General features: G+C 73.4%; 21 protein-coding genes. 15 read left to right on the top strand and 6 right to left on the bottom strand.

The features are described from left to right. Positions 1-41 precede the first annotated feature (41 nt). The 6 genes from OG946_RS14135 to OG946_RS14110 all read left to right on the top strand — a co-directional run bounded on the left by OG946_RS14135 (position 42) and on the right by OG946_RS14110 (position 4221). Entirely contained in the window at positions 42-1415 is a 1374-nt protein-coding gene (locus tag OG946_RS14135; RefSeq protein WP_326796473.1) for a radical SAM protein, read from the top strand. A 116-nt stretch (positions 1416-1531) separates the two neighbouring features. Continuing rightward, entirely contained in the window at positions 1532-2179 is a 648-nt protein-coding gene (locus OG946_RS14130; RefSeq protein ID WP_326796472.1) for a class I SAM-dependent methyltransferase, read from the top strand. Positions 2180-2227: 48 nt separating this feature from the next. Next, positions 2228-2638, top strand: a complete 411-nt coding sequence (locus tag OG946_RS14125; protein ID WP_326796471.1) for a MerR family transcriptional regulator — start codon at positions 2228-2230, stop codon at positions 2636-2638. 13 nt (positions 2639-2651) lie between these two features. Further along, the gene (locus OG946_RS14120; RefSeq protein WP_326796470.1) at positions 2652-3008 is read left to right on the top strand and encodes a thioredoxin family protein; all 357 of its coding nucleotides are present in this window, start codon (positions 2652-2654) and stop codon (positions 3006-3008) included. 109 nt (positions 3009-3117) lie between these two features. Further along, positions 3118-3708 (top strand): hypothetical protein, encoded by a 591-nt coding sequence (locus OG946_RS14115; RefSeq protein ID WP_326796469.1) that lies wholly within the window; start codon positions 3118-3120, stop codon positions 3706-3708. A 105-nt stretch (positions 3709-3813) separates the two neighbouring features. Further along, positions 3814-4221 carry a RidA family protein gene (locus OG946_RS14110; RefSeq protein ID WP_326796468.1) on the top strand — a complete coding sequence of 136 codons (408 nt, stop codon included), beginning with the start codon at positions 3814-3816 and terminating at the stop codon, positions 4219-4221. 13 nt (positions 4222-4234) lie between these two features. Here OG946_RS14110 and OG946_RS14105 read toward each other — a convergent pair whose 3' ends face one another. Together OG946_RS14105 and OG946_RS14100 are read right to left on the bottom strand one after the other, a co-directional pair. Beyond that, entirely contained in the window at positions 4235-4810 is a 576-nt protein-coding gene (locus tag OG946_RS14105; RefSeq protein WP_326796467.1) for a TetR/AcrR family transcriptional regulator, read from the bottom strand. Between the two features lie 184 nt (positions 4811-4994). Then, the gene (locus tag OG946_RS14100; RefSeq protein ID WP_326796466.1) at positions 4995-6524 is read right to left on the bottom strand and encodes an MFS transporter; all 1530 of its coding nucleotides are present in this window, start codon (positions 6522-6524) and stop codon (positions 4995-4997) included. Positions 6525-6885: 361 nt separating this feature from the next. On the opposite strand from OG946_RS14100, the gene OG946_RS14095 reads away from it, so the two are divergent. The 6 genes from OG946_RS14095 to OG946_RS14070 are packed head-to-tail and all read left to right on the top strand — an operon-like array spanning position 6886 to position 14130. Further along, entirely contained in the window at positions 6886-8262 is a 1377-nt protein-coding gene (locus tag OG946_RS14095) for a helix-turn-helix transcriptional regulator (RefSeq protein WP_326796465.1), read from the top strand. Positions 8263-8308: 46 nt separating this feature from the next. Further along, positions 8309-9115, top strand: a complete 807-nt coding sequence (locus OG946_RS14090) for a toll/interleukin-1 receptor domain-containing protein (protein WP_326796464.1) — start codon at positions 8309-8311, stop codon at positions 9113-9115. Beyond that, positions 9112-11124, top strand: a complete 2013-nt coding sequence (locus tag OG946_RS14085; RefSeq protein WP_326796463.1) for an ABC transporter substrate-binding protein — start codon at positions 9112-9114, stop codon at positions 11122-11124. The genes OG946_RS14090 and OG946_RS14085 overlap by 4 nt, the downstream gene beginning before the upstream one ends. Continuing rightward, positions 11121-12206: a hypothetical protein gene (locus tag OG946_RS14080; RefSeq protein ID WP_326796462.1), complete on the top strand. Its 1086-nt coding sequence runs from the start codon at positions 11121-11123 to the stop codon at positions 12204-12206. Before OG946_RS14085 ends, OG946_RS14080 begins: the two co-directional genes overlap by 4 nt. Before the next feature lie 14 nt (positions 12207-12220). Further along, positions 12221-12610, top strand: coding sequence for a hypothetical protein (locus tag OG946_RS14075; RefSeq protein WP_326796461.1), 390 nt, complete (start codon positions 12221-12223; stop codon positions 12608-12610). 2 nt (positions 12611-12612) lie between these two features. Then, positions 12613-14130 (top strand): caspase, EACC1-associated type, encoded by a 1518-nt coding sequence (locus tag OG946_RS14070; protein ID WP_326796460.1) that lies wholly within the window; start codon positions 12613-12615, stop codon positions 14128-14130. A gap of 29 nt (positions 14131-14159) precedes the next feature. Here the strand turns inward: OG946_RS14070 and OG946_RS14065 are convergent, their stop codons facing one another. Beyond that, the gene (locus OG946_RS14065; protein WP_326796459.1) at positions 14160-14702 is read right to left on the bottom strand and encodes a DUF1707 SHOCT-like domain-containing protein; all 543 of its coding nucleotides are present in this window, start codon (positions 14700-14702) and stop codon (positions 14160-14162) included. A 267-nt stretch (positions 14703-14969) separates the two neighbouring features. On the opposite strand from OG946_RS14065, the gene OG946_RS14060 reads away from it, so the two are divergent. Beyond that, positions 14970-15458, top strand: coding sequence for a hypothetical protein (locus OG946_RS14060; RefSeq protein WP_326800244.1), 489 nt, complete (start codon positions 14970-14972; stop codon positions 15456-15458). Positions 15459-15557: 99 nt separating this feature from the next. On the opposite strand, the gene OG946_RS14055 is transcribed toward OG946_RS14060, so the two are convergent. Continuing rightward, positions 15558-16568, bottom strand: a complete 1011-nt coding sequence (locus OG946_RS14055; RefSeq protein ID WP_326796458.1) for an aldo/keto reductase — start codon at positions 16566-16568, stop codon at positions 15558-15560. Positions 16569-16608: 40 nt separating this feature from the next. After that, on the bottom strand, positions 16609-17622 hold the full coding sequence (locus tag OG946_RS14050) for an SDR family NAD(P)-dependent oxidoreductase (RefSeq protein ID WP_326796457.1): 1014 nt from the start codon (positions 17620-17622) through the stop codon (positions 16609-16611). A 290-nt stretch (positions 17623-17912) separates the two neighbouring features. Here OG946_RS14050 and OG946_RS14045 point away from each other — a divergent pair, with 290 nt between their 5' ends. Together OG946_RS14045 and OG946_RS14040 are read left to right on the top strand one after the other, a co-directional pair. Continuing rightward, positions 17913-18518, top strand: a complete 606-nt coding sequence (locus tag OG946_RS14045; protein ID WP_326796456.1) for a TetR/AcrR family transcriptional regulator — start codon at positions 17913-17915, stop codon at positions 18516-18518. Between the two features lie 412 nt (positions 18519-18930). Next, positions 18931-20430, top strand: a complete 1500-nt coding sequence (locus OG946_RS14040) for a prenyltransferase/squalene oxidase repeat-containing protein (RefSeq protein ID WP_326796455.1) — start codon at positions 18931-18933, stop codon at positions 20428-20430. Between the two features lie 195 nt (positions 20431-20625). Here the strand turns inward: OG946_RS14040 and OG946_RS14035 are convergent, their stop codons facing one another. Next, positions 20626-21525, bottom strand: coding sequence for an aromatic prenyltransferase (locus tag OG946_RS14035; RefSeq protein ID WP_326796454.1), 900 nt, complete (start codon positions 21523-21525; stop codon positions 20626-20628). Between the last annotated feature and the right edge of the window lie 189 nt (positions 21526-21714).

Genomic DNA, 21714 nt, shown 5'->3' with positions numbered 1-21714 from the left:
GCGGCGTCGCTCCGCCACGGACGCCGGGAAGGAGCAAGTACATGCCCACCGCAGCCACCGCATCCGGCCGCAGCCGGACCGACCTCGTCGAGGGCCTGATGGCCCGCTTCCCGAACGTGCCCAGAGAGGCCGTGATCAAGGAAGACCTGCTGCGCGGCGGGATGGCCTTCGACGACTCCGCGCTCAGCGGCGCGGGCGAGGACGGCTCCGGCGAGGTGAAGCCGAAGTCGTACTTCATCTTCTCCTTCGACCACGGCACGCTCCCCGAGCTGGGCGCCGCCGCGCTCAACCGCCCGCCGGAGGAGGTCGTCCTCACCGGCGGCCCGTACGACCTGCGCCGCACGGTCGTCTCCGTACGGGTCAACCCCTCGTCCCCGTACCGCGTGAAGCCCGGCGACGACGGCGCCCTCGGGCTCTACCTCGACGGCGTGCGCATCGCCGACGTCGGGCTGCCGCCGATGCCGGACTACTACCGGCACAAGCTCGCCAACGGGAAGTCCGTCATGGAGGTCGCGCCCACCATCCAGTGGGGCTACCTGATCTACCTCACGGTCTTCCGCGTCTGCCAGTACTTCGGCGCCAAGGAGGAGTGCCAGTACTGCGACATCAACCACAACTGGCGCCAGCACAAGGCCGCGGGCCGCCCGTACACGGGCGTGAAGCCGGTGGAGGAGGTGCTGGAGGCGCTGGAGATCATCGACCGGTACGACACCGCGAAGACCTCCACCGCGTACACCCTCACCGGCGGCGCCGTCACCTCCCACATCGGCGGCAAGGACGAGGCCGACTTCTACGGCCAGTACGCCAAGGCCATCGAGGAGCGCTTCCCCGGCCGCTGGATCGGCAAGGTCGTCGCCCAGGCCCTGCCGAAGGCCGACGTGCAGCGCTTCCGCGACTACGGCGCGCAGATCTACCACCCCAACTTCGAGGTGTGGGACCGGCGGCTGTTCGAGCTGTACTGCCCCGGCAAGGAGCGCTACGTCGGCCGCGACGAGTGGCACCGCCGCATCCTCGACTCCGCGGAGGTCTTCGGTCCTTCGAACGTCATCCCCAACTTCGTCGCGGGCGTGGAGATGGCCGAGCCGTTCGGCTTCACGACGGTCGACGAGGCCATCGCGTCCACGCGCGAGGGGCTGGACTTCTTCATGTCGCACGGGGTCGTGCCGCGGTTCACCACCTGGTGCCCGGAGCCGACGACGCCGCTGGGCAAGGCCAACCCCGAGGGCGCGCCGCTGGAGTACCACATCCGGCTGCTGGAGACGTACCAGGACGCGCTGGACAGCCACGGTCTCTCGTCCCCTCCGGGGTACGGGCCGCCGGGGGCGGGGCGCGCGGTGTTCTCGGTCAGCTCCTTCATGGACTCGATGCCGCTGCCGGACGACGCCTCGGAGGCCGCGGTTCCGGCACGGACGTGACGGCACGGACGTGACGGTGCGGATGTGACGCTGCCGAGGTGACCGCGCGGACGCGAGGGCGGGAGGGCGCGAGGGCGCTGGCGTGACCGCGCGGTCGTGGTGGGATGCTGTGCCCCATGGCGCGCGCGGGAGAGCACGACAGGACCCGGACCAGCTACGACACCGTGGCGGAGACCTACCTCGGCACCGTCGGCGGTGAGCTGGCGCACAAGCCGCTGGACCGGGCGCTGCTCGCGGCGCTCCTGGAGCAGGCCGGGGACGGCGCCCCGGTCGCCGACCTGGGCTGCGGCCCCGGGCACGTCACGGGGTGGCTCGCGGCGCACGGGGCGCGGGCGGTCGGGATCGACCTGTCGCCCGGCATGGTCGCGCTCGCCCGGCGCGAGCATCCGGCGGCGGAGTTCCGCGAGGGCGACCTGCTGCGGCTGCCTGCGGCGGACGGCGAGTTCGGCGCGGCGGTCGCGCTGTACTCGGTCATCCACCTCGAACCGGACGAGCTGGCGCCAGCGTTCACGGAGGCGCGCCGGGTGCTGCGGCCCGGCGGGCGGCTGCTGGTCTCGTTCCACGTCGGCACCGAGGTGCGGCACCTGGACGACTGGTGGGGGCACCCGGTCGACGTGGACTTCCGCTTCCTGGAGCCGGCGGCGGTGGCCGCCCTGCTCGGGGCGGCCGGCTTCGAGGTCGAGGCCACGCTGGAGCGCGCCCACTACGCCCAGGAGCCCGAGACGACGCGCGCCTACCTCCTGGCCCGGCGGCCGGAAGCGTAGGGTCTCGCGCTTGTCCTGACGTCGGCGTCAACGTCTAATGTCGGCCGTATGCGCATCGGGGAACTCGCCGAGAGAGCGGGGGTCAGCACGCGGACCCTGCGCTACTACGAGTCGCGCGGGCTGCTGCCCGCCGCCGACCGCGGCGCCAACGGCCACCGCGTGTACGGCGACGACGCCCTGCGGCTCGTCGCGCAGATCCGCACGCTGCAGGACTTCGGCTTCGAGCTGGAGGACACCCGCCCGTTCGTGGAGTGCCTGCGCGCCGGCCATCCGGCGGGCGACTCGTGCCCCGACGCGCGCGCGGTGTACCGCAGGAAGATCGCCGAGCTGGACGGGCTGATGGCCGAACTGCGGGCGGCGCGCGACCACCTGACCGCGCAGCTGGCGCGCGCGGAGGCGCTGCCGACGCCGTGCGGCGCGGGCGGGACCGACGGAGACGTGCCGCTGTGCGGCGGCTGACGGGAGAGGCCACATGACGACATCAGGGACGACGCCGCAGACGAAGAACGAGGGCGTTCCGTACGTCACGGACGAGACGTTCGCCGAGGAGGTGCTGCGCGCGGACGTGCCGGTGCTGGTGCAGTTCACCGCCCAGTGGTGCCCGTCGTGCAAGCAGCTCACCCCGGTCATCGGCGCACTCGCCGCCGAACTGGGCGACCGGGTCAGGGCCGTACGCCTCGACGTCGACCACAACCCGCGGACGACCGTCGCGCACGGCGTCCTCGCGGTGCCGACGCTGCTGGTCTTCCAGGGCGGCGAGCCCGTACGGTCCGTGGTCGGCGCCCGCTCCAAGGCCCGCCTCCTGCGGGACCTCGACGGTGTGATCTGACCCCGGCGGGCGCGGGGGGAGGGGCGGCGGCGGGAGGGGCATCCGCCGGGTGGGGTGGTCGCCGGTGCGCCTGCGGGACTGTACGCGTACGTGAGGCAAAACTCCGCGTATGTCTGCATACGTTCCACACGGCGCGTACCGTCTCCGGCGCGTCCTCACGCTCCTCTTCGCGCCCCTCCTCACCGCCGCCGCCCTGCTCGCGGGCCCGGCCGCGGACCCCGCCGCCGCCTGCCCGGCCGGAGCCTGCGGCTCCGTCATCACCGCCCCGCTCGCACCGCCCGCCCCGGCCGCCGAGCCGTGCCCCAGCCCCGATCCCGTCGTGTGCCGGATCCGGGTGCTGCCGTGGGACGAGAAGGTCGAGGCCCAGCAGACGCGGATGCGCTACCACGGGCTGCTGGAGGACATGCGCCGCACGGAGGCCCGGATGCGGGCGGACGGCGCGTCCGACGAGGAGGTCGCCAGGAAGCTGGTCGACATGCGCAACCAGGCCAAGGAGATCACCCGCGCCGGCATGACGCCCGCGGAGGTCCGCGTGCTGGAGGAGCGCAACCAGGCCAAGTACGGCAACCCCCTCGGCCCGACGGCCGACCAGCTCTACGCCAAGTACGGCTCGTGGCAGGAGGTCATCGCCGCCTCCACCCGCACCAGCACGGCCGTCGACGAGGCGCTGAGCCTGCACTACCACCCCTGCCCCGTGTAACGCCCGGGGCTGCGGGGCTCTCGGGGCCGTAGAGAAATGCGTGGCGGGCGGGGCCGATCCTTGCGAGGGTCGTAGGTGCTCTATCCCAGTTCAGAAGGAGTGCCCGTGCCCCGTGCCGTCACGCTCATCCGCTCCGACTCCCTGTCGGACGTCGCCGAGTACGCCTACGCCGCCACGGCGCCCGCCGAGGCCCGGCTGATCTTCCTCGCGGGCGCCTGCCCGCTGAACGCGGACGGCTCCACCGCCGCGGTCGGGGACTTCGCCGGACAGGCGGCCACGTCCGTCGAGAACCTGCGCACCGCGCTCGCGGACGCGGGCGCGGCCCTGACGGACGTGATCAGCACCCGCGTCCTCGTCGCCTCCACCCGCCAGGAGGATCTGGTGAAGGCGTGGGAGGTGGTACGCGACGCCTTCGGCGAACACGACGTGCCCAGCACGCTGATGGGCGTCACCGTCCTCGGCTACCACGACCAGCTCGTGGAGATCGAGGCCGTCGCCGCGGTGCTCGACTAGCCCTTCCGGCCCGCTAGTCCTCGCCGGTCCGCAGGGTGTGCGCGAGCACGGCGCGGATCCGGCGGACGTCCGGGCGGGCGTCGGTGAGCAGGATGTCCGCGCACAGCCCGTCCGTCGCGGCGACGAGCGCGTCGACCGCGCGCGGGTCGGTGGAGTGCCGCTCGCCGATCTGCGCCACCACCTCCCGCCACCGCCGCGCGACAGGACGCAGGGCGGGGCGGCGGGCGGCCATCGTGGACAACTCGCGCTCGGCGAGCGCGCGCTGACGGCCCTCGCCGCCCGCGGAGGCGACGAGGGCGGCGAGTCCTTCGAGGTCGTCGGTGTCGCTCTCGATGATCTCGTGCAGCCGGCGGGTGTACTCGTCGGCGACCGTGGACAGGGCCGCCACCAGCAGGTCGTCAAGGGTCGCGAAGTAGTACGCGGTGAGGCTGGTGGTGACGTCCGCCTCGCGGGCGACGGTGCGGTGCGTGACGCCGCCGGCGCCGTCGCGCTGGACGACGCGGAGCGTGGCCTCGATGATCTCCGCCCGGCGGCGCACGCCGCGGGCGCGGCGGCCGTCGGTGACGGGCTCGGCCTTGCGGCGCGTCACGCCGTGCTCCACGATGCGGGCCTCCGGTCGGGGTGGTGGGTGGGACCAGGGTAGTCGGGGCGCGGGGCGGCCGGCGGGCTCGTGCGGCGCGGGTGGCGGGGCCCGTACGACGCGGGTCGCGGAGCCGTACGAGGCCGGAGACCACCGCGCTACCGGCCGCGCCCTCCGCAACCGGCCACCGCGCTCAGCCGTCCTCCTCCGCCCCCTGCGTCGGCCCCACCCCCCGCAGCGCCACCGCCGCCACCACCGCGAGCGCCGCCACCGCGACCCCCATGATTCCCGTGGCCACGTTCAGCCCCGAGACGAACGCCTCCTCCGACCGCCGCAGCACCTGTCGCGGCAACTCCGCCCCTGCGGCGGCCGGGAGGCTGTCGCCCGCCGCCTCGCGCGGGCCGTCCGGCAGCCCGGCCGGAATCCACCCCTCCACCCGGGCGCGGTACACCACCGTCGTGACGCTCCCCAGCACCGCGACCCCCACCGCGAGCCCCAGTTCCTGCACCGTCTCCGACAGCGCCGACGCGGAGCCCGCCTTCGCCGGCGGCGCCGAGCCGACGACCAGGTCCGTACCGAGCGCGGCGAGGGCGCCGAGCCCGAGGTAGACGAGCGCGAAGCCGGTGACGACCGGGGCCGCGCCGTCCGTGCGGTCGACGGTGGCGAGCAGCCCGTACCCGATCGTGGACGCGCCCAGCGTCGCCCCGACGACGTACCCCGGGCGGACCCTGCGCGCCAGCAGCGGCGCCCCGATCGCGGCGACGAACATCATCAGCGCGGGCGGACCCATCCACACCCCCGCGGCCAGCGGCGTCATGCCCTCGACCAACTGCAGGTGCTGCGTGACCAGATACATCACCCCGCCGACACCGACGAGCCCGACCAGCAGCAGCCCGAGCGCCACCCCGAACGTCCGCTCGGCGAAGAGCCGCAGGTCCAGCAGCGGCGCGGCGAGCGTGCGCTGGCGCCGTACGAACCACACCCCCGCGGCCGCCCCGACCGCCAGCGCCGGCACCGTCGCACCCCCGAGGCCGCCGCCGCCCTCGGCGGCGACGTGCTTGACCGCGTAGACCACGGGCAGGATCGCGGCGAGCGACAGCGCGACGCTGGGGAGGTCGAAGGGCCCGTCCTGGCGCGCCCGGTACTCGGGCAGCAGGAACGGCGCCGCGACCAGCACCACCGCGACCATCGGCACGGCGACGAGGAACGCCGAGCCCCACCAGAAGCGCTCCAGCAGCGCCCCGCCGACGAGCGGCCCGGCGGCCATGCCCAGCGCGAACATCGTCGCCCAGATGCCGATGGCCAGCGCGCGCTGGCGGGCGTCGGCGAACATGTTGCTGATCAGCGCGAGCGTCGACGGCATCAGCGTCGCCCCGGCGACCCCGAGCGCCGCGCGGGCGGCGATGAGCGCCTCCGCGCTGGGCGCGTACGCGGCGGCGACCGACGCGGCGCCGAAGGCGGCGGCGCCGACGAGCAGCAGCCGGCGGCGGCCGAAGCGGTCGCCCAACGTGCCCATGGTGACGAGGAATCCGGCGATCAGGAAGCCGTACGCGTCCATGATCCACAGGGATTGGGTGCCGCTGGGGTGCAACTCGGCGGCGAGCGCGGGGAGCGCGAGGTAGAGGACGGTGACGTCCAGGCCGAGCAGCACGGTCGGCACGGCGAGCACGGCGAGCCTCGCCCACTCCCGGGGGCCGGCGCGGCGGGCGACGGACGTGGTCATACGGGGCTCCCTCGGCGGTGTGGACGACTGGGCTCCTTCTTGAACGATAGTTCTAGTTGTTGTTTTGTTCAAATTGTTGGGCGGGCGGTGCCGAGGGAGTGGGGTGGGGTCGGGCCTGCCCGGCGGCTGGGCCACCGACGTCGGCCCCACCCCAACCCCCACCCCAACCCCACCCGCCACCGCTGCCCCCTGACGATTGGCGCAGGCGCAGTCTCGACAGCCGGGGAGACCCGTTCGTTCACTCTCTGTATGGGAAACGGGAAACAGCCACATTCGCCTTGTTCGACCCGAGTCCGCTGCCGCACGCTGACTGGTGCCGGCGATCGAAGGCCGCGACAGCGGTCCGGTCACGGGAGTCCGGATGCCTGAGCGCACGTACGGGTTCGGGCCCGAACTCCGCAGGCGGCGCCTGGCGGCGGGGCTCACGCTCGATCGTCTCGCCGCGCTGGTGCATTACAGCAAGAGCCATCTGAGCAAGGTCGAGACCGGGCAGAAGAGCCCCACGCCGGAGCTCGCCCGGTGGTGCGACACCGCGCTCGGCGCGGGCGGCGCGCTCGCCGCCCTCGTACCCGAGCGCGCCGTGTCCGCCCGGCGCTCTCCTGCGAGCCATGACGGTGAGGTGTGGACGTTGCGCATGCACAAGGACGGTTCGAGCCGGTTCGAGTCGTCGGCGGGGCAGCACACCGCCGCGGCCGGCACCGGCCCCGACACCGCCCCGGTCTTCGCGCTCGACACCGGTGGCGGCGCACGTCCCGACGCCGGTCGCGACCGCGCCGGCCCCGGTCTTGCGCTTGACGAGGGCGGCCTGCGCGCGGCCGCCGACGCCGGGGGGACGACGCTGATCGAGGCGTCCCGCGCGGTGTTCGCCCAGTTCCGCCGCCTCGGCCAGACGGCCGGCCCGGCGCTGCTGCTGCCCGCGCTGATCGCCCAGACGCACACCACGGAGCAACTCGCCCTGCGCTCCGGCCCGCGCACCCGGGGCGAACTGCTGGTGCTGGCCGCCCGGTTCGCCGAGTACACCGGCTGGATGGCCCAGGAGTCCGGCAACGACGAGGCCGCCCTGTGGTGGACCGACCGGGCCGTGGAGCTGGCGGAGGCCGGCGACGACCGCCACCTGGCGGCGTACGGCCTGGTCCGGCGCGCCCTCGTCAGCCTGCTCCGCGGCGATGTGGCGCACGCCGTCGGCCTCGCCGAGCATGCCCGCGACGGGGACGCCCCACCCCGCATCCGCGGCCTCGCCGCCCAGCACGAGGCCCAGGGCCACGCGCTCGACGGCAACTACAGCGCGTCCATGTACAGCCTCGACCGGGCCCGCGAACTCCTCGCCCTCGACCGGCCGGACCCCGAGGAGCCGGTCATCGGCGCCTCCCACGTCCCCGACGTGGTGTCGCTCTACACCGGCTGGTGCCTCTACCACCTCGGCCGCCCCCAGCGCGCCGCCGACTACTTCGCCCGGGAGACGGACCGCATGCCACTCCACGCGTTACGCAGCCGCACCCGCTCCGGCGTCCGCCTTGCCCTCGCGCACGCCGCGTCCGGCCAGGTCGAGCACGCCTGCCACCTCCTGCGCCCCCTCCTCGGCCACGCCGCCCTCGTCCACTCCGCCACCATCGGCGCCGACCTCCGCCGCACGGCCCGCATCCTCGGCCGCCACCCGCGCAACGCCGCCGTACGGGACCTGAGCCCCGACCTCACGGCGGCCCTCACCGCCACCGCGCCACGCACCACCACCCGCTGACCGACCGCCCCGTTCCACCACCACCCGTACGAAAGGACGCTCCGCCATGCCCGAAATCTTCATCAACTACCGCACGAGCGACGGCAAGGACGCCGCCTACGCGCTCTACCACGAGCTGACCCGCCGCTTCGGCGACCGCATGGTCTTCCTCGCCGCCCAGTCCATCCCCGCGGGCGAGAACTACAACGACGCCCTGACCAAGGGCGTGCGCCGCTGCAGCGTCCTGCTCGCGCTGATCGGCCACGGCTGGATCGACACCGTCCACCCCGCCCGGCCGGGCACCAGGGCCCTCGACCACGAGGACGACTGGGTGCGCCGCGAGATCGAGGAGGCGTTCGCGCACGGCGTCGCCGTGATGCCCGTCCTCATCGGCCGCAACACCGAACAGCTCGACCCCCGGCGGCTGCCCGAGAGCATCGTGGCGCTGGCGGACTGCCAGTACATGCGCTTCACGTTACGCACCGCCCGCCACGACCTCGCGCTCATCGGCGACCAGCTCGCCAAGCAGGTCCCCGAACTCGCCGCCGCCGACAGCGGCCCCGACCCGGCCGCCGCGGCGGAGCCGCCCGCCGAGCCCGGGCCCGGGGCCGACGACACCGCCCCCGGGATGCACAACACCGGCCAGAGCGGCGGTATCGGCAACATCAGCGGCCGCATCGGCACCGTCGTCGGCGAGGCGAACGCCCCCTTCCACACCGGCTCCGGCGACCAGATCAACGGCGACCGCATCGATGGCGACCAGATCAACGGCCCCCAGGTCACCGGCGACGGCAACATCGTCGGCGGCAGCGACCACGGCGGCATCGACCAGAACTTCGGCCCCGCGCGCCGCCGCCGGGAGAACGACCGATGACGGACTTCGGCACGTTCGTCGGCGAAGCCCGCGCCCCGTTCCATACCGGGCCCGGCGACCAGTACGTCTACATCGCCGCGATGGCCGAGGCGTCCCAGCGCCTCGGCAACCGCGGCAAGGACCCGCGGGCCGTCGCCAAGGAGCAACTCGCCTTCGTCCACCAGCGCTTCGTCCCGCCCCGCCACCTCGGCGAGGCCCGCCGCCTGCTGCGCGAGCACCGCACCGCCGTCCTCTCCGGGCCCCCGGGTTCCGGCCGGCACACCGCCGCGCAGATGCTGCTGTACGAACCGGCCGCCGGCACGGGCATCCACGCGGTCGACCCGGAGGACGGCGAGGACGGGCGGGTGACGCTCGACCGGCGGGCCGTGGCCGACGGCGACCGCCTGCTCCTCGACCTGTCCGACTGCGAGGCGACCCGCTTCGTCGGGCTGCAGAGCGAGCTGTCCGCCTTCCGGTCCGTCCTGGAGGAGCGCGACGCCCGCCTGGTCGTCGTGCTCTCCCCGCACCTGCGCGACTTCCTCCCGGCGGAGCTGCACCGGCTGATGGTGCACCTGGACCGCCCCCGGGCGGACCAGGTACTCATGCGCTACCTCCGTCGGGAGCAGCTCACCCCACCCCCGGCCGCACTCGCCGCACCCGAGCTGGCCCGCTTCCTCGCCGACGCCCCGATGGACGACATCGCGCGGCTGGCCCAGGGCATCAAGCAGGCCCGGGATGCCGCGCCCGCGGGATCGTTCGACGACTGGTGGCCGGACCAGTTGGCGCAGCTCACGGAGGACGACTCCGCGGAGGCCGGGTTCGTCCGCGGCCTGGTCGACGGGCGGCAGCGGGCCCTGGCCGTGACCGTCGCGATGCTCCACGGCGCCGCGCCCGACATCGTCTACCAGGCCGTGAACGCCCTGCTCAAGGTGGTCAACCATCCCGAGGACGAACGCCCCCTGCTGGACCGGGCCGATCTCAACGCCGAGCTGGTCAACCTCGGTTGCAGCCCCGGGCCGGACGGCCGGGTGCGCTTCGAGCGCCCCGGCCGGGTCCGGGCCGTGCTCCGGCACTTCTGGTCGTACTTCCCCTACCTGCGCCCCAAGTTCCATACCTGGGTCGCGCACTGCGTGGGGGACCTGCGGCTGGACCGCGGCGAACGGGACCGGCTCATCGCACGCTTCGCCGAGCAGGCGCTCCGCACCGGCCGCCCGCTGGAGCTGAGTTCGCTGGCGCGCACGTGGGCCGACGACCGAACGCACGGGCTCGTGGCGGACGCCGCAAAGGCGCTGGAGGCCGGAGTCGGCCACGACGTGCACGGACGTGTCCTACGGCAGCAGATCCTCGCCGACGTACGGCAGCGCGGCCTGCCGAGGACGTACCGGCTGGCCCTGACCGTGGTCTGCGCCCAGGTGATGGCCGTCGGCCACCCTGACCAGGCCCTCGTCCGGCTGCACCACCTGGCCCGCGCCGAGGACGACCGCGACGGGCGCCCCGCGCTGGCGGCCCTGCTCGCCCTCGCGACCGGCGAACCCCGCCTCTGCGCCCTGCTGCTCTCCCGCCTCACCACCTACGGCATCGGCCCCGCCGGCTTCCGGTGGCCGTACGAGGTACGCATCTTCCTCGCCCTCGCCGGCGCGGCGGCCCGCGACCCGGACCTGTGCACCGGGCCCACCGCCCGCAGGCGGCTGACCGAGTGCTGGGCCGCCGTGTTCGCGTACCGGCCGCACGAGGAGTGGGCGCCGCACGTCCCCGCCTGGCTGACCGCCGCCGCGACGGCCCGTGCCCCCGCCCACCGCGACGCGCTGCTCGCGACCCTGGCCGCTGCCGCGGCCCCATACCCCGCGGCAGCCGGCCGCACCTACGTCCTCTCGCAGCGGTGGGTCCTGGCCCCCGGCCCCGACCGCGCGCAGCGCCGTGACGTGGCGGAGCGCTACCGCCGCCGCCTCGACACCGCCCAGGGCCTCGGCCGCCCGCCCACGGAGCCCGGACCCCCCGACACCGATACCCCTCCGGAGGCCCCCCGATGAGTTCCGGCCATCGCATCCTGACGGTCTTCCTCACCGTCATCTGCCTGCTCGTCCTCACCATCGCGGGCCTCGCCGCCGACTGGCCCCGCTGGTTCTGGCCCGCCCTCGGTGCCGTAGCGCTGACCGGCACCGTCGCCGCCGCCCGCGCGGGCGCGTACCGCGGCGGCCGGATCCCGCAAGAGACCACGCTGGAGCCCGACCGCCCGATCCCGCCCCCGCCGCGCCAGGAGCACCGGGTCACGAACGTCTCGCTGCCCAGCGCCATGCCCGACTACGACTTCCTCTTCTCCGCAACCGTGCGCTGGATCCCCGAGGACTGCGAGAGCCCGCACTTCGACCCCTGCGGCCTTGCCGTGCACGCCGTCCTGCTGCGCGCCCGGGAGTTCGCCGCCCGGCAGTCACCGCGGTCGCCGGCCATGGCGCAGCACCAGCTCAACGGCGTGCTGAGCGTCATGGAGCCGGATGCCTCCGGCCGTGTGCTGGCCATGGCGAAGGACGTGGGCCTTGCTCTGTCCGACTCCGACCGGGAGCGGCTGAGCAAGCTGTCGAACGTACGGAAGGACGAGGACGTCTGGGAGCACGAGCGCAACTACGAGCGGAACAAGCGCATGTACCTCTCCGACGACGTGCTCAAGGACCCGGGCAGCGCCGTCGTCTGGTGGCTCGCGCGCAACGACGAGCAGGTGGAGGGCACCGTGGAGCGCATCGGGCTGCTGGCGCAGCTCTCCGCGGCTGCCAACAACAGCGAGGTGGCCCCACCCTTCCGCGACCTGCTGTACCCACCGGAACCCGAGCCCGGGCCGGAGTTCGAGCCCGAGCCCGAGTACGAGCCGGGGCCGGAGGAGGCGGTCGTGCCGCCGGAGCAGCAGTTCGCCGACGTGACCACCGACTGGCTCCGGCTCGGGCGCCAGGACCCGGAGACGATCCTGCTGATCTCGCGGATGGCCGAAGCCATGGAGGCGACGGGCAGGAAGCAGGAAGCCGACGCGCTGCGCCGCTTCTTCGGCTTCCCCGAGGACCCGCCGCCGTACGCGGACGACCAACCTCCTGACGAGGAAGGCCCGTTCGCGGAGGCGGGCTGAATAGACTCGTGTCCATGGCGGACAGGGGTGGGGAGAGGGCCGGTGCGGTGCGGCTGACCGTGGTCGGTGGGGCGGACGTCGATGACGAGGAGCTGGACTCGCTCACCCGGCAGTTGCGGTCCGCGTTGCTGGAGTTGGATGTCGACGACGTACGGTCCTGGCGGGCCGGGGGCGAGGTGCCGGCGGGGGCCAAGTCCGGGGAGGGCCTTGCCCTCGGGGTGCTTGCGGTGACGCTGGCGCCGGTCGTGCTGCGGTCCGTCGTGCGGCTGGTGGAGGCGTGGTTGCAGAACCGGCCCGTCCGGTCCGTACGGCTGGAGCTGGACGGCCGCAGCCTCGAACTCGGCGATGCCACCGACGCCGAGAAGCAGCGCCTCATCGAGGCGTTCCTCGACGCCCGGGATTAGCCGTGGCCGGCCCCGGCTCCGGCAGTCGTGATGCGCTGCTCATCGCCACCGACACGTACGACGACGGCGCCTTCCGCCCGCTCCGTTCGCCCGGTCAGGACTGCGCCGGCCTCGCCCGGGCGCTGGCCGACCCGGCGATCGGGGGCTTCCGGGCCGAGCAGGTGAAGGACGCGCCCGCGCACCAGGTGATGCGTGCCGTCGAGCGCTTCTTCCGCGACCGCAGCCGCGACGACCTCCTGCTTCTCCATCTCTCCTGCCACGGGATCAAGGATGACGATGGACACCTCCACTTCGCCGCCCGCGACACCGACCGCGACCTGCCCGCCTCGACCGCCATGCCCGCCGCGTTCCTGCGCAGCCAGTTGGAGCGCTGCCGGGCGCGCACGATCGTCGTCCTGCTCGACTGCTGCTACAGCGGTGCGTTCCTGACCGGCGCCAAGGGCGACGACCAGGTGCATCTACGGGAGGAACTCGCCGGCTCCGGACGGGTGGTGCTCACCGCGACCAGCCGCACCGAGTACGCCTGGGAGGGCGAACGCCTGGAGACCGCCTCCCCGCAGCCGTCCCGCTTCACCGGTGCCCTCATCGAGGGGCTGACCACCGGCGCGGCGGACCTCGACGGCGACGGCCGGATCACCGTGACGGAGCTGTACGACTACGTCTACGAGTCGCTGCACCGCGCCGGTGCACGGCAGCGGCCCCGGATGTGGGCGGACGTGGAGTACCAGGTCGTCATCGCCCGCGTACCGCCGCCGCAGCCCGCGGAGGAGGAGCCCGCACCGGCGGTGGACGACACGAACTACCGCGAGATCATGGACGCCTTCTTCGGCGGGGGCGGTGCAGCGCCGCCGCTCGGGCGCACCCGCCGTGGCACCGACGCGACCCTCCGGCTCGACATGGACCTTGCCGACATGGCCCGGAGCACCGTCGAGGAGTTCGTGGTGGACACCGCAGTCCTCTGCCCGACCTGCTCGGGAGGGCTCGCGGCGGAGGGGACCTCGATGCACCTGTGCGCGCACTGCAACGGCACGGGCAGGACGAAGGGCACAAGGCGCAACGTCCTCGGCTGGGAGTGCCGGCACTGCAAGGGGACCGGCACGCTTCTTCCGTATCCCTGCCAGGAGTGCGGCGGCGGCGGCCGGATACGCACCCGCCGTACGCTCAAGGTCAAGATCCCGGCCGGCATCATGGACGGTGCCCGCATCCAGCTGGCCGGCGAGGGCGAAGTCGGCCCCGGCGGCGGCCCGGCGGCGGACGTGCACGTCCACGTCACCCAGCGGCCGCACCCCGACTTCACCCGCGAAGGCGACGACCTGCACACCCGCATCGCGCTGTCCGCGAAGGACACGGCCGCGGGCACCACCGTCCGCGTGCCGACCCTGGTCGACGGCGACAAAACCATCCGCATCCCCGCCGGTATCCGCGACGGCCAGTCCCTCCGGCTGCGCAAGCTCGGTATGCCCCGCCTCAAAGGCCGCGGCCGCGGCGACCTCTTCGTCCACGTGGACATCGACGCCTGACGCCCGGCGCCGCGCCGGGTCCGCAGCCGTCAGCGGCGCGCGTGCCGTACCGTCAGCCGGCCGAAGCCCATGACACCCGAGATCCGTATCGTCGGCCCTCCGGAGGCCGGCCGGCGCGGGGGCTTGTAGACGGAGTCCTTCATGCCGGTCTGCACGCCGTCGAGGTCGACCACGGCGTCGTGCGGCACGGTGATCGAGGCCCTGCCGGTGCCGACGTTGAGCACGATGTCGACCACCCGGTGCTCGATGATCGCCCGCGACAGGTCCAGCCGCACCCGCCCCAGCGCCGAATCCACCTTCAGCGTCCGCGGCACCCGCCACGCGCCGCTCCGCTTCACCCGCCCGGTCGCGGCCCCGATCGCGGCCGACGTGCCCGGGTCCTCCGCGGGCAACGACGCCAGCGCCTCGGCCAGTTCGCCGCGCGTGGTGGCGGTGAGCAGGCGGTCGAGGCGCGCGTCCATGTCCTCGCGGGTCAGCCGCCCTTCGGCGTACGCGTCCCGCAACCGCCGGGCGCCGTCGTCCCGTTCGCCGTCGCCGACCAGCGTCGATGCATCGTCCGGAGGGGAGGTCACGCGCTCACTCTAGCGCCGCCCGCGTACGCCGCCGCCGGGCCCGGCGCACCCGCGCCCCGATGCGCGTCGTGCGATCCCCGGCCGGGGCCTGAAAGATCGGGGGATTTGCGCCGGTTGCTTCTACAACCCCCCGGGGGCGTCACGGGTCTTACCGGGTATCCGGGGGCATGAGCCGTATGCTTCTGAAATCCCTCTGTGTCCAGAAAAGGGAGAACAGCTATGCGTTCCACCCGACTCAGGAAGTTCGCTCTGGCGGCCGCGGCCACCGTGCTGGTCCTCACCCCCGCCGGCGCCGCCTACGCGGGCAGCGGGCCCGCGCCGGCGCCCTCGGGCAAGAGCGACCGGGCCGCGGCCACCGCGCCGACCGCCCAGGGCAACCCCGAGAGCAAGCGGGCCCAGGCCGCCGGGGTCTGTGCAGACGCTTACCAGATCGGGGCGACCGGCTACATCAAGCGGAGCGGCGCGACCCTCGCGTCGGTGAAGCAGTTCTATTCGCCTTCGTGCAACGAGAACTACGGCTACCTGTGGGTGTGGGACAGCTTCCACACCGGCGCGAAGCCGTACGACGTGACCCTCGGCGTGTTCAGCTACGACCGGGACGCCGTGGTCGGCAAGCTCACCCGCAACGACACCACGCAGCAGGAGTTCTGGACGCAGGGCACCGCCACCGCGAACGAGTGCACGGCCGCGGTCGGCACGCTGCGCGTCGAGGGGGCGCCGCTGCCCAACCAGGCCGCGTCCGAGAAGCGCTGCTGACGGCCCTGGGTCGAGGGCCGGTCGACCACAGGCCGGCAGACCGTACGCCGGCGGGTCCGCTTCCGCATCGCGGGCCCGTCCGCGTACCGGCCGCCAGTCCTACCGCTCGCTGTCCAGATGCGTCATCGCCGCCGCGCCGTACCGCTCACCGGCCACCGCCGTACGCGGCACGGCGCGCTCGACCGCCGCCAACTCCTCCTCCGTCAGCGTCAGTCCCGCCGCCGCCACCGCGTCCGCGATCCGCTGCGGCCGCCGCGCCCCGACCAGCGCGACGACGTCGCCCTCCGGCCGCGCCCCCGCGCGCCCCTGCGCCAGCACCCACGCGATCGCGAGCTGCGCGACCGTGAGGCCGCGCGGCTCGGCGATCTTCCGCAGGTTCTCCACCAGCGCCAGGTTGGCCGCCACGTTGCCGTCCTGGAAGCGCGGCAGATGGGAGCGTGCGCCGGTCGCGTCGGCCACCGGGCGGTAGCTGCCGGAGAGCAGGCCGCGCGACAGCACCCCGTACGCCGTGACGCCGATGCCCAGCTCCCGGCACGTCTGCAGCACCCCGGCCTCGGCGCCGCGGCTGAAGAGCGAGTACTCGATCTGCACATCCGCGATCGGGTGGACGGCGTGCGCCCGCCGGATCGTCTCCGGGCCCACCTCCGACAGACCGATGCCGCGCACGTACCCGCCCCGTACCGCCTCGGCGATGGCGCCGACCGTCTCCTCCACCGGCACGGCGGGGTCGAGCCGGGCCGGGCGGTAGATGTCGACATGGTCGGTGCCGAGCCGTTGCAGCGAGTACGCGAGGAAGGTCTTCACCGCCGCCGGCCGCCCGTCGCTGATCCCGAACGTGCCGTCCAGGCCGGTCAACTGCCCGAACTTCACGCTCAGGACCACCTTCTCCCGGTCCCTTGCGTGCAGCGCCTGCCGGATCAGCCACTCGTTGTGGCCCATGCCGTAGAAGTCCGCGGTGTCGAGCAGCGTCACCCCGGCGTCGATCGCGGCGTGGATCGTCGCCACCGACTCCTTCTCGTCCGCGGGCCCGTACGCACCGGACATCGCACTGCAGCCGAGCCCGATCGGGGCCACCCGCGGGCCATCCGCCCCCAGCCGTCGCATCTCCATGCACGCAACTCTAGGCAGCGGAAGGGCCGTCGGGTCCGGATCACGCCCGGCTGGACGCCGCCCCGAAGGCTTCGACGCCCGTCAGCTCCGCCGACAGCGCCCACAGCCGGGCGGCCTGGTCCGGGTCGGCGGCGTAGTCCCGTACGCCCGCGCGCAGTTCCTGCTCGCCGCCGGCGCCCGCCGGCTCGGCGACGTCGCAGTCCTCGCAGTACACGCCGCCCAGGCCGGCCAGGCGCGGCGAGGTCGCCGCCCAGACCTGGGTTGCGGCGCCCTGCTCGGTGGTCTTGAAGGCGTCGCTGAGGTTGCCGTCCTCGTCGATCCAGCCCTGCGCGATCTGCTCCTCGCGGGGGATGTGGCGGACGAGTTCGGTGAAGATCATCCCGGGGTGCACGCTGAACGCCCGGACGCCCGCATCCCGGCCGAGGGCGTCGAGGTGGACGGCGAAGAGCGCGTTCGCGGTCTTCGACTGGCCGTACGCCAGCCACTTGTCGTACGGCTCCGCGCGGAACTGCGGGTCGTCCCAGCGGATGCCGGAGAGGTGGTGGCCGCGGGACGAGAGGGCGACGACGCGGGCGCCGCCGTCGTGGACGAGGGCGGGGCGGAGGTGGTTGGCGAGGGCGTAGTGGCCGAGGTGGTTGACGGCGAACTGCCCCTCCCAGCCCGCAGGGCCTACGCGGGTCTCGGGGCTGGCCATGACGCCGGCGTTGTTGACGAGGAGGTCGAGGGAGCGGCCGGAGGCGAGGAACCGGTCGGCGAAGCCGCGGACGCTGTCCAGGTCGGCGAGGTCCATCTCGTCGACCTCGACGGCGCCGGGACCCTCGGCCGCCAGGCCGCCGAGCGCCTGCTCGGCGGCGTCGCGCCGCCTGGCCGGTACGACGACGCGGGCTCCGGCCCGTACGAACGCGCGGGTCGTCTCCAGCCCCAGACCGACGTAGCCGCCGGTGACGACGGCGAGCCGGCCGCTCAGGTCGACGCCGTGCAGGACGTCGGCGGTGGTGCTCCGGGCGCCGAAGCCGGAGCCGGTGTGCTGCTGCGGAGTGGTCGTGTGGGTCATGTCGCCGACGCTACGACTTGGAGGGCGCTCTACCGCAAACCCGACACGGGCGGGGTGCCCGGGTCTTGCCGGCGGTGCGTGGCGGACCCGGTCCCCTGTTCCGGGCCCGCCGGCACCGACGGTGTGGAACGGTCGGGGAACGACCGTTCTCCGACCAGAGGGTAATGTCGAGAACGGTCGTTCTCAAGCGGCCGGACGCGGCCGCGACGGGATCGGGACGGGGCCGGTACGTTGTGGGCGGCGCAGCGGGACGTGACGGCGGGCACGCGGGCGGAACGGGAGCAGCGGACATGGACGACGCGGTCAACGAGGCCGACCGGGAGCGCGTACTGGAAGCCGCCGACCGGCTCTTCTACGCCCACGGCATCCGCGCGGTCGGCATGGACCGGATCCGCGACACCGCAGGCGTCTCGCTCAAGCGCCTCTACCGCTGCTTCGCCTCCAAGGACGAGCTGGTCGAGGCGTACCTGCGGCGGCGCGACCGCTGGGTGCGCGCGGAGCTGGCGGACTTCGTCGCCAAGGAGGCGACGGGACTGCCGCGGGAGCGGGTGCTGGCGGTCTTCGACTGGCTGGAGTGGTGGTTCGGCCGACCGGACTTCCGCGGCTGCCCGTTCACCAACGCCTTCAACGAGATCGGCGCGGACAGCGCCCGCGCCGCCGCCGCGGTCCGCGACCACCAGCTCGCCGTCAGCGCGTACCTCCGCGGCCTGATCGCCGCGACCGGGATACCCGACCCGGACGCGGTCACGAACCGCTTCCTGATCCTGTACGCCGGCTCCCTCACCTTCGCCGCCATCTCCCGCAGCACCGAGCCCGCGCGGTACGCGCGCGAGACGGCGGCGGCGATCCTGCCGCCGACGGGAACGACGCGGCACATCACAGAACATGGGGCATGAGGGCGGGGCTGAAGGGCTGAGATCGAGCCGCCACCGGGGCCGTTGACGCGGAGATCATGCCGTGTCACACTTCCGGCAAGTCTCCCCTGCCCGAAATCGGTTATTCGGAGGGTGAGATTCCCCCCTCTGGGGTGACGATTATCGCCGTCACCCGCCGGCGTTCTTCGCCGACGCTCCACGATTTCGCAAGGCTTTCGGCTTTCAGGCCCTCCTTCGCCATGCCTGCGACTGTGAGTCCTTCCCCTTTGCACCCGGCAACTCCGGTACCCGGTCCGCGGTTTCAGCGGCCCGGGTCTTTTGCAATTCCGAAAGGAAGTCCTTGATGACTGATCGACTGGTTGGTTCCGCGGCCGATGCCGCTTCGCAGCCCGTGGCAGGGGGCTCCGGGGGGCAGCGGCCCGGGCCGCAGGAGGTGCGGCGTCGTGTCGCGCGGCACCTGGCGGTGCAGGTGGACGGCGAGGGTGCGCTGAGGGACCGGTGTGCCGGCCGGATCATCGAGTCCGCACTGCTGTTGCTGCTGCTGCGCAAGGAGCGTGCGCTGCCGCGGGTGCAGAAGGAGCTGCAGGAGTACCTGCAGCGGGCCCAGCCGAAGGGCACCCTGGAGCGGGTGGTCGTGGACGCGCTCTCCGGCCGGGCGTGCGAGGCGGACGAGCTGCTTGCGGGCCTGAGCGGGGCCCGGCACGGGTCCGGGATGCGGAAGCGGCTGCTGCTGGACACGATTCTCGTGCTGTGCGGACTGCTGCCGGACGGTACGCGTCCTGATCCGCGGGAGATCGCTCCGCGGCCGCAGGCGGTGTGGACGGAGCTGACGCTGTACGCCGCCACGATCCTGTACGTCCACGACAACGCCGGTGCGGGCGCGGACGCGGGCGAGTCCGGGCAGGAGCTGGCGGAGTACCAGGAGTTGCTCGTACGGCGGCTGGCGGCCTTCCCGGCGAGGCGGGTGTGGGAGGGGAACGCGCTCTGCCACCTGGTGGCGCTGCACGCCCTCCACACCTTCCGGCCCGGTTCCGAGCTGATGCGGGAGGGGATCGAGGCGCTGTCGCGGCTGCGCGGCCCGGACGGTGGTGTGCCGTTCATCGACGGGCAGGAGGTCTTCGTGACCTCGCTCGCCGCGGTGGCGCTGGCGTCCGCGCCGGGCCACGAGCGGCTGGCGGCGCGCATGGGGCAGTACCTCGCCTCGCGACAGCACTTCGACGGCGGCTGGGGTTACAACGAGGCGACCACGCAGACGGATGTCGACGACACCGCCCGGTGCGTGGAACTCCTGCGGATGCTCGACGCGCGGCGGTACCGCCACGTCATCGCGGCGGGGGAGGAGTACCTCTGCTCGCGGACCAACGAGGCCGGCGGCTTCCCGACGTATCTGCGGGGCCACACCTCGGACCTGGACATGACGGCCGGCGCGGTGATCGCCATGCCCTGGAACCGCTACGGGAACATGCTGGCCCCGGCGGTCGACGTCCTCATCGACGCCCAGCAGCCGGACGGCAGCTTCGAACCGAGCTGGACGCTGAGCAGGTCCAGCGCCATCCTGCGCATCCTGGACGCCCTGGCCTGCGTGCCGGCCGCGGAGACGGCACTGCACCGGCGCGCCGGCGAAGCCACCGCCAAGGCCGTGGCGTTCCTGGACGAGAGCCGCGGCAGCGACGGCGGCTGGGGGCACGTACCGGGCAAGGACAGCGACGTGCTGTCCACCGCCCAGGCCCTCGCCGCCCTCGCCCGGCACGCGCCCGGGACCGATCTCGCCAAGCCGCTGGCGTACCTGACCGACCAGCAGCACGACGACGGCGGCTTCAGCTCGATAGCCGACCAGGCGGGTCCGCGTCCGCTGCCGTTCGACTTCCCCGTCCTGGCCGACGTCCAGGTCCTGACCGCGCTCAACCGCCTCATCGCGCACAACGCCGCCTGACCGGACCACACTCCGGCACACGGGCCGAGGCCGCCAGCCACCAGGCGGTTCGGCCTTCGGTTAACGGAGTGCGCCGGAACGCCGCCTGGCTGTCGGCGGCGATCGAGGGCCGCACCGGCGGTGAGGCCCTCGACGTCATGACCCGGCACGACCCCGGCGGCATCGGATCCGGATCTCCGTAACGCCGCTCGTACGTCAGCTCCCGCGGCGTACCCGGTCGTGAGCGGCCGTGGCCAACTGGTAGTACGTCGCGAGCTTGTAGTACTCCCCGTCGGCCGTCAGCGCGCCGGCGAAGACGAGCTTGCGGTCGCCCTCGTAGGTGTACGGCGCCTTGGCGGCGAGCACGCCGAGCTTCGGTTCGATGTGCGAGGGGAGCGCCGCCGGGTCGGTCGTACGGGTGGAGAAGCTGACCCGCTCGATCTCCGCCGCGTCCCAGCCGAAGGTCGGGTACAGCGCGGACGAGGTCGCGGCGAAGTCCAGGAGCTGTCCGCTCGGCTCCGGCAGCCCGAAGTCCCGCAGCATCGCCTGGACGGTGGCGCGCTCGAAGTGCTCCGGGGACAGCCCGTTGAAGTACACGTTCCACGTCCGGTTCGCGTGGTCGATCGCCACGGTCGACACCTTGCTGTCCAGGCCGTACTCGACGAGCACGTCCATCCACTTGGAGAGCGCCGTGGACATGGCGGGGACGGCGGCGAGCCGGCCCAGTTCCTGCAGTTGCCCCATGGGGAAGACGGCGTAGCTCTTGTTGAAGCCGCTGTTGACGCCGTAGTCGACGCCGTAGCAGTCGACCGGGAGCGTGGTCAGCAAGTCCGCGAACATGCCGCGGACCGGATGGTCCGTCTCCTCGGCGAGGCCGTGCTCCAGGGCACGCTCATAGGGATTGCCCTCGGCCAGCGGCACCGTGAAGTCGAAGGAGATGTCCCGGATACTGCCCCCCTTGTTCACCGCGTTGAACACGACGGTGGAGTCGGTGACGACGTTCGGGAACGCCGTCAGCAACGCGGTCATCTTCTCGGGCGGGCAGTCCACGCCCACCAGCCCGGCCGCTTCTCCAGCAGCCGCACACAAACGCTCGATCCCAGGATTTGCGCTCATTGCTCCCCCACAGGGTGATGTGAAAAGGCCCTGCCCGCTGCTCGTTCCAGCAGGACATCGGATAGCGAACACAGGCGGCCGACCGCGCCGGCCTCGGCCGTGGCCGAGAGCAGGACCGTGGGTCCTGCGGCGCAGGGCCGGATTCGTAAGTCCCCCACCGGCACCGGCTCTTCCGGTTTACGGTCCGCC

This window comes from Streptomyces sp. NBC_01808 (assembly GCF_035917395.1).
Classification (GTDB): Bacteria; Actinomycetota; Actinomycetes; order Streptomycetales; family Streptomycetaceae; genus Streptomyces.
This window is presented reverse-complemented; position numbering and strand designations above follow the sequence as displayed.

Coding starts and splice junctions, on each gene's coding strand:
- OG946_RS14080 (WP_326796462.1), top strand. CDS start 11,121: ATGAGTTCCGGCCATCGCATCCTGACGGTCTTCCTCACCGTCATCTGC.
- OG946_RS14100 (WP_326796466.1), bottom strand. CDS start 6,524: ATGACCACGTCCGTCGCCCGCCGCGCCGGCCCCCGGGAGTGGGCGAGG.
- OG946_RS14085 (WP_326796463.1), top strand. CDS start 9,112: ATGACGGACTTCGGCACGTTCGTCGGCGAAGCCCGCGCCCCGTTCCAT.
- OG946_RS14135 (WP_326796473.1), top strand. CDS start 42: ATGCCCACCGCAGCCACCGCATCCGGCCGCAGCCGGACCGACCTCGTC.
- OG946_RS14130 (WP_326796472.1), top strand. CDS start 1,532: ATGGCGCGCGCGGGAGAGCACGACAGGACCCGGACCAGCTACGACACC.
- OG946_RS14120 (WP_326796470.1), top strand. CDS start 2,652: ATGACGACATCAGGGACGACGCCGCAGACGAAGAACGAGGGCGTTCCG.
- OG946_RS14035 (WP_326796454.1), bottom strand. CDS start 21,525: ATGAGCGCAAATCCTGGGATCGAGCGTTTGTGTGCGGCTGCTGGAGAA.
- OG946_RS14055 (WP_326796458.1), bottom strand. CDS start 16,568: ATGGAGATGCGACGGCTGGGGGCGGATGGCCCGCGGGTGGCCCCGATC.
- OG946_RS14125 (WP_326796471.1), top strand. CDS start 2,228: ATGCGCATCGGGGAACTCGCCGAGAGAGCGGGGGTCAGCACGCGGACC.
- OG946_RS14095 (WP_326796465.1), top strand. CDS start 6,886: ATGCCTGAGCGCACGTACGGGTTCGGGCCCGAACTCCGCAGGCGGCGC.
- OG946_RS14115 (WP_326796469.1), top strand. CDS start 3,118: ATGTCTGCATACGTTCCACACGGCGCGTACCGTCTCCGGCGCGTCCTC.
- OG946_RS14075 (WP_326796461.1), top strand. CDS start 12,221: ATGGCGGACAGGGGTGGGGAGAGGGCCGGTGCGGTGCGGCTGACCGTG.
- OG946_RS14050 (WP_326796457.1), bottom strand. CDS start 17,622: ATGACCCACACGACCACTCCGCAGCAGCACACCGGCTCCGGCTTCGGC.
- OG946_RS14045 (WP_326796456.1), top strand. CDS start 17,913: ATGGACGACGCGGTCAACGAGGCCGACCGGGAGCGCGTACTGGAAGCC.
- OG946_RS14090 (WP_326796464.1), top strand. CDS start 8,309: ATGCCCGAAATCTTCATCAACTACCGCACGAGCGACGGCAAGGACGCC.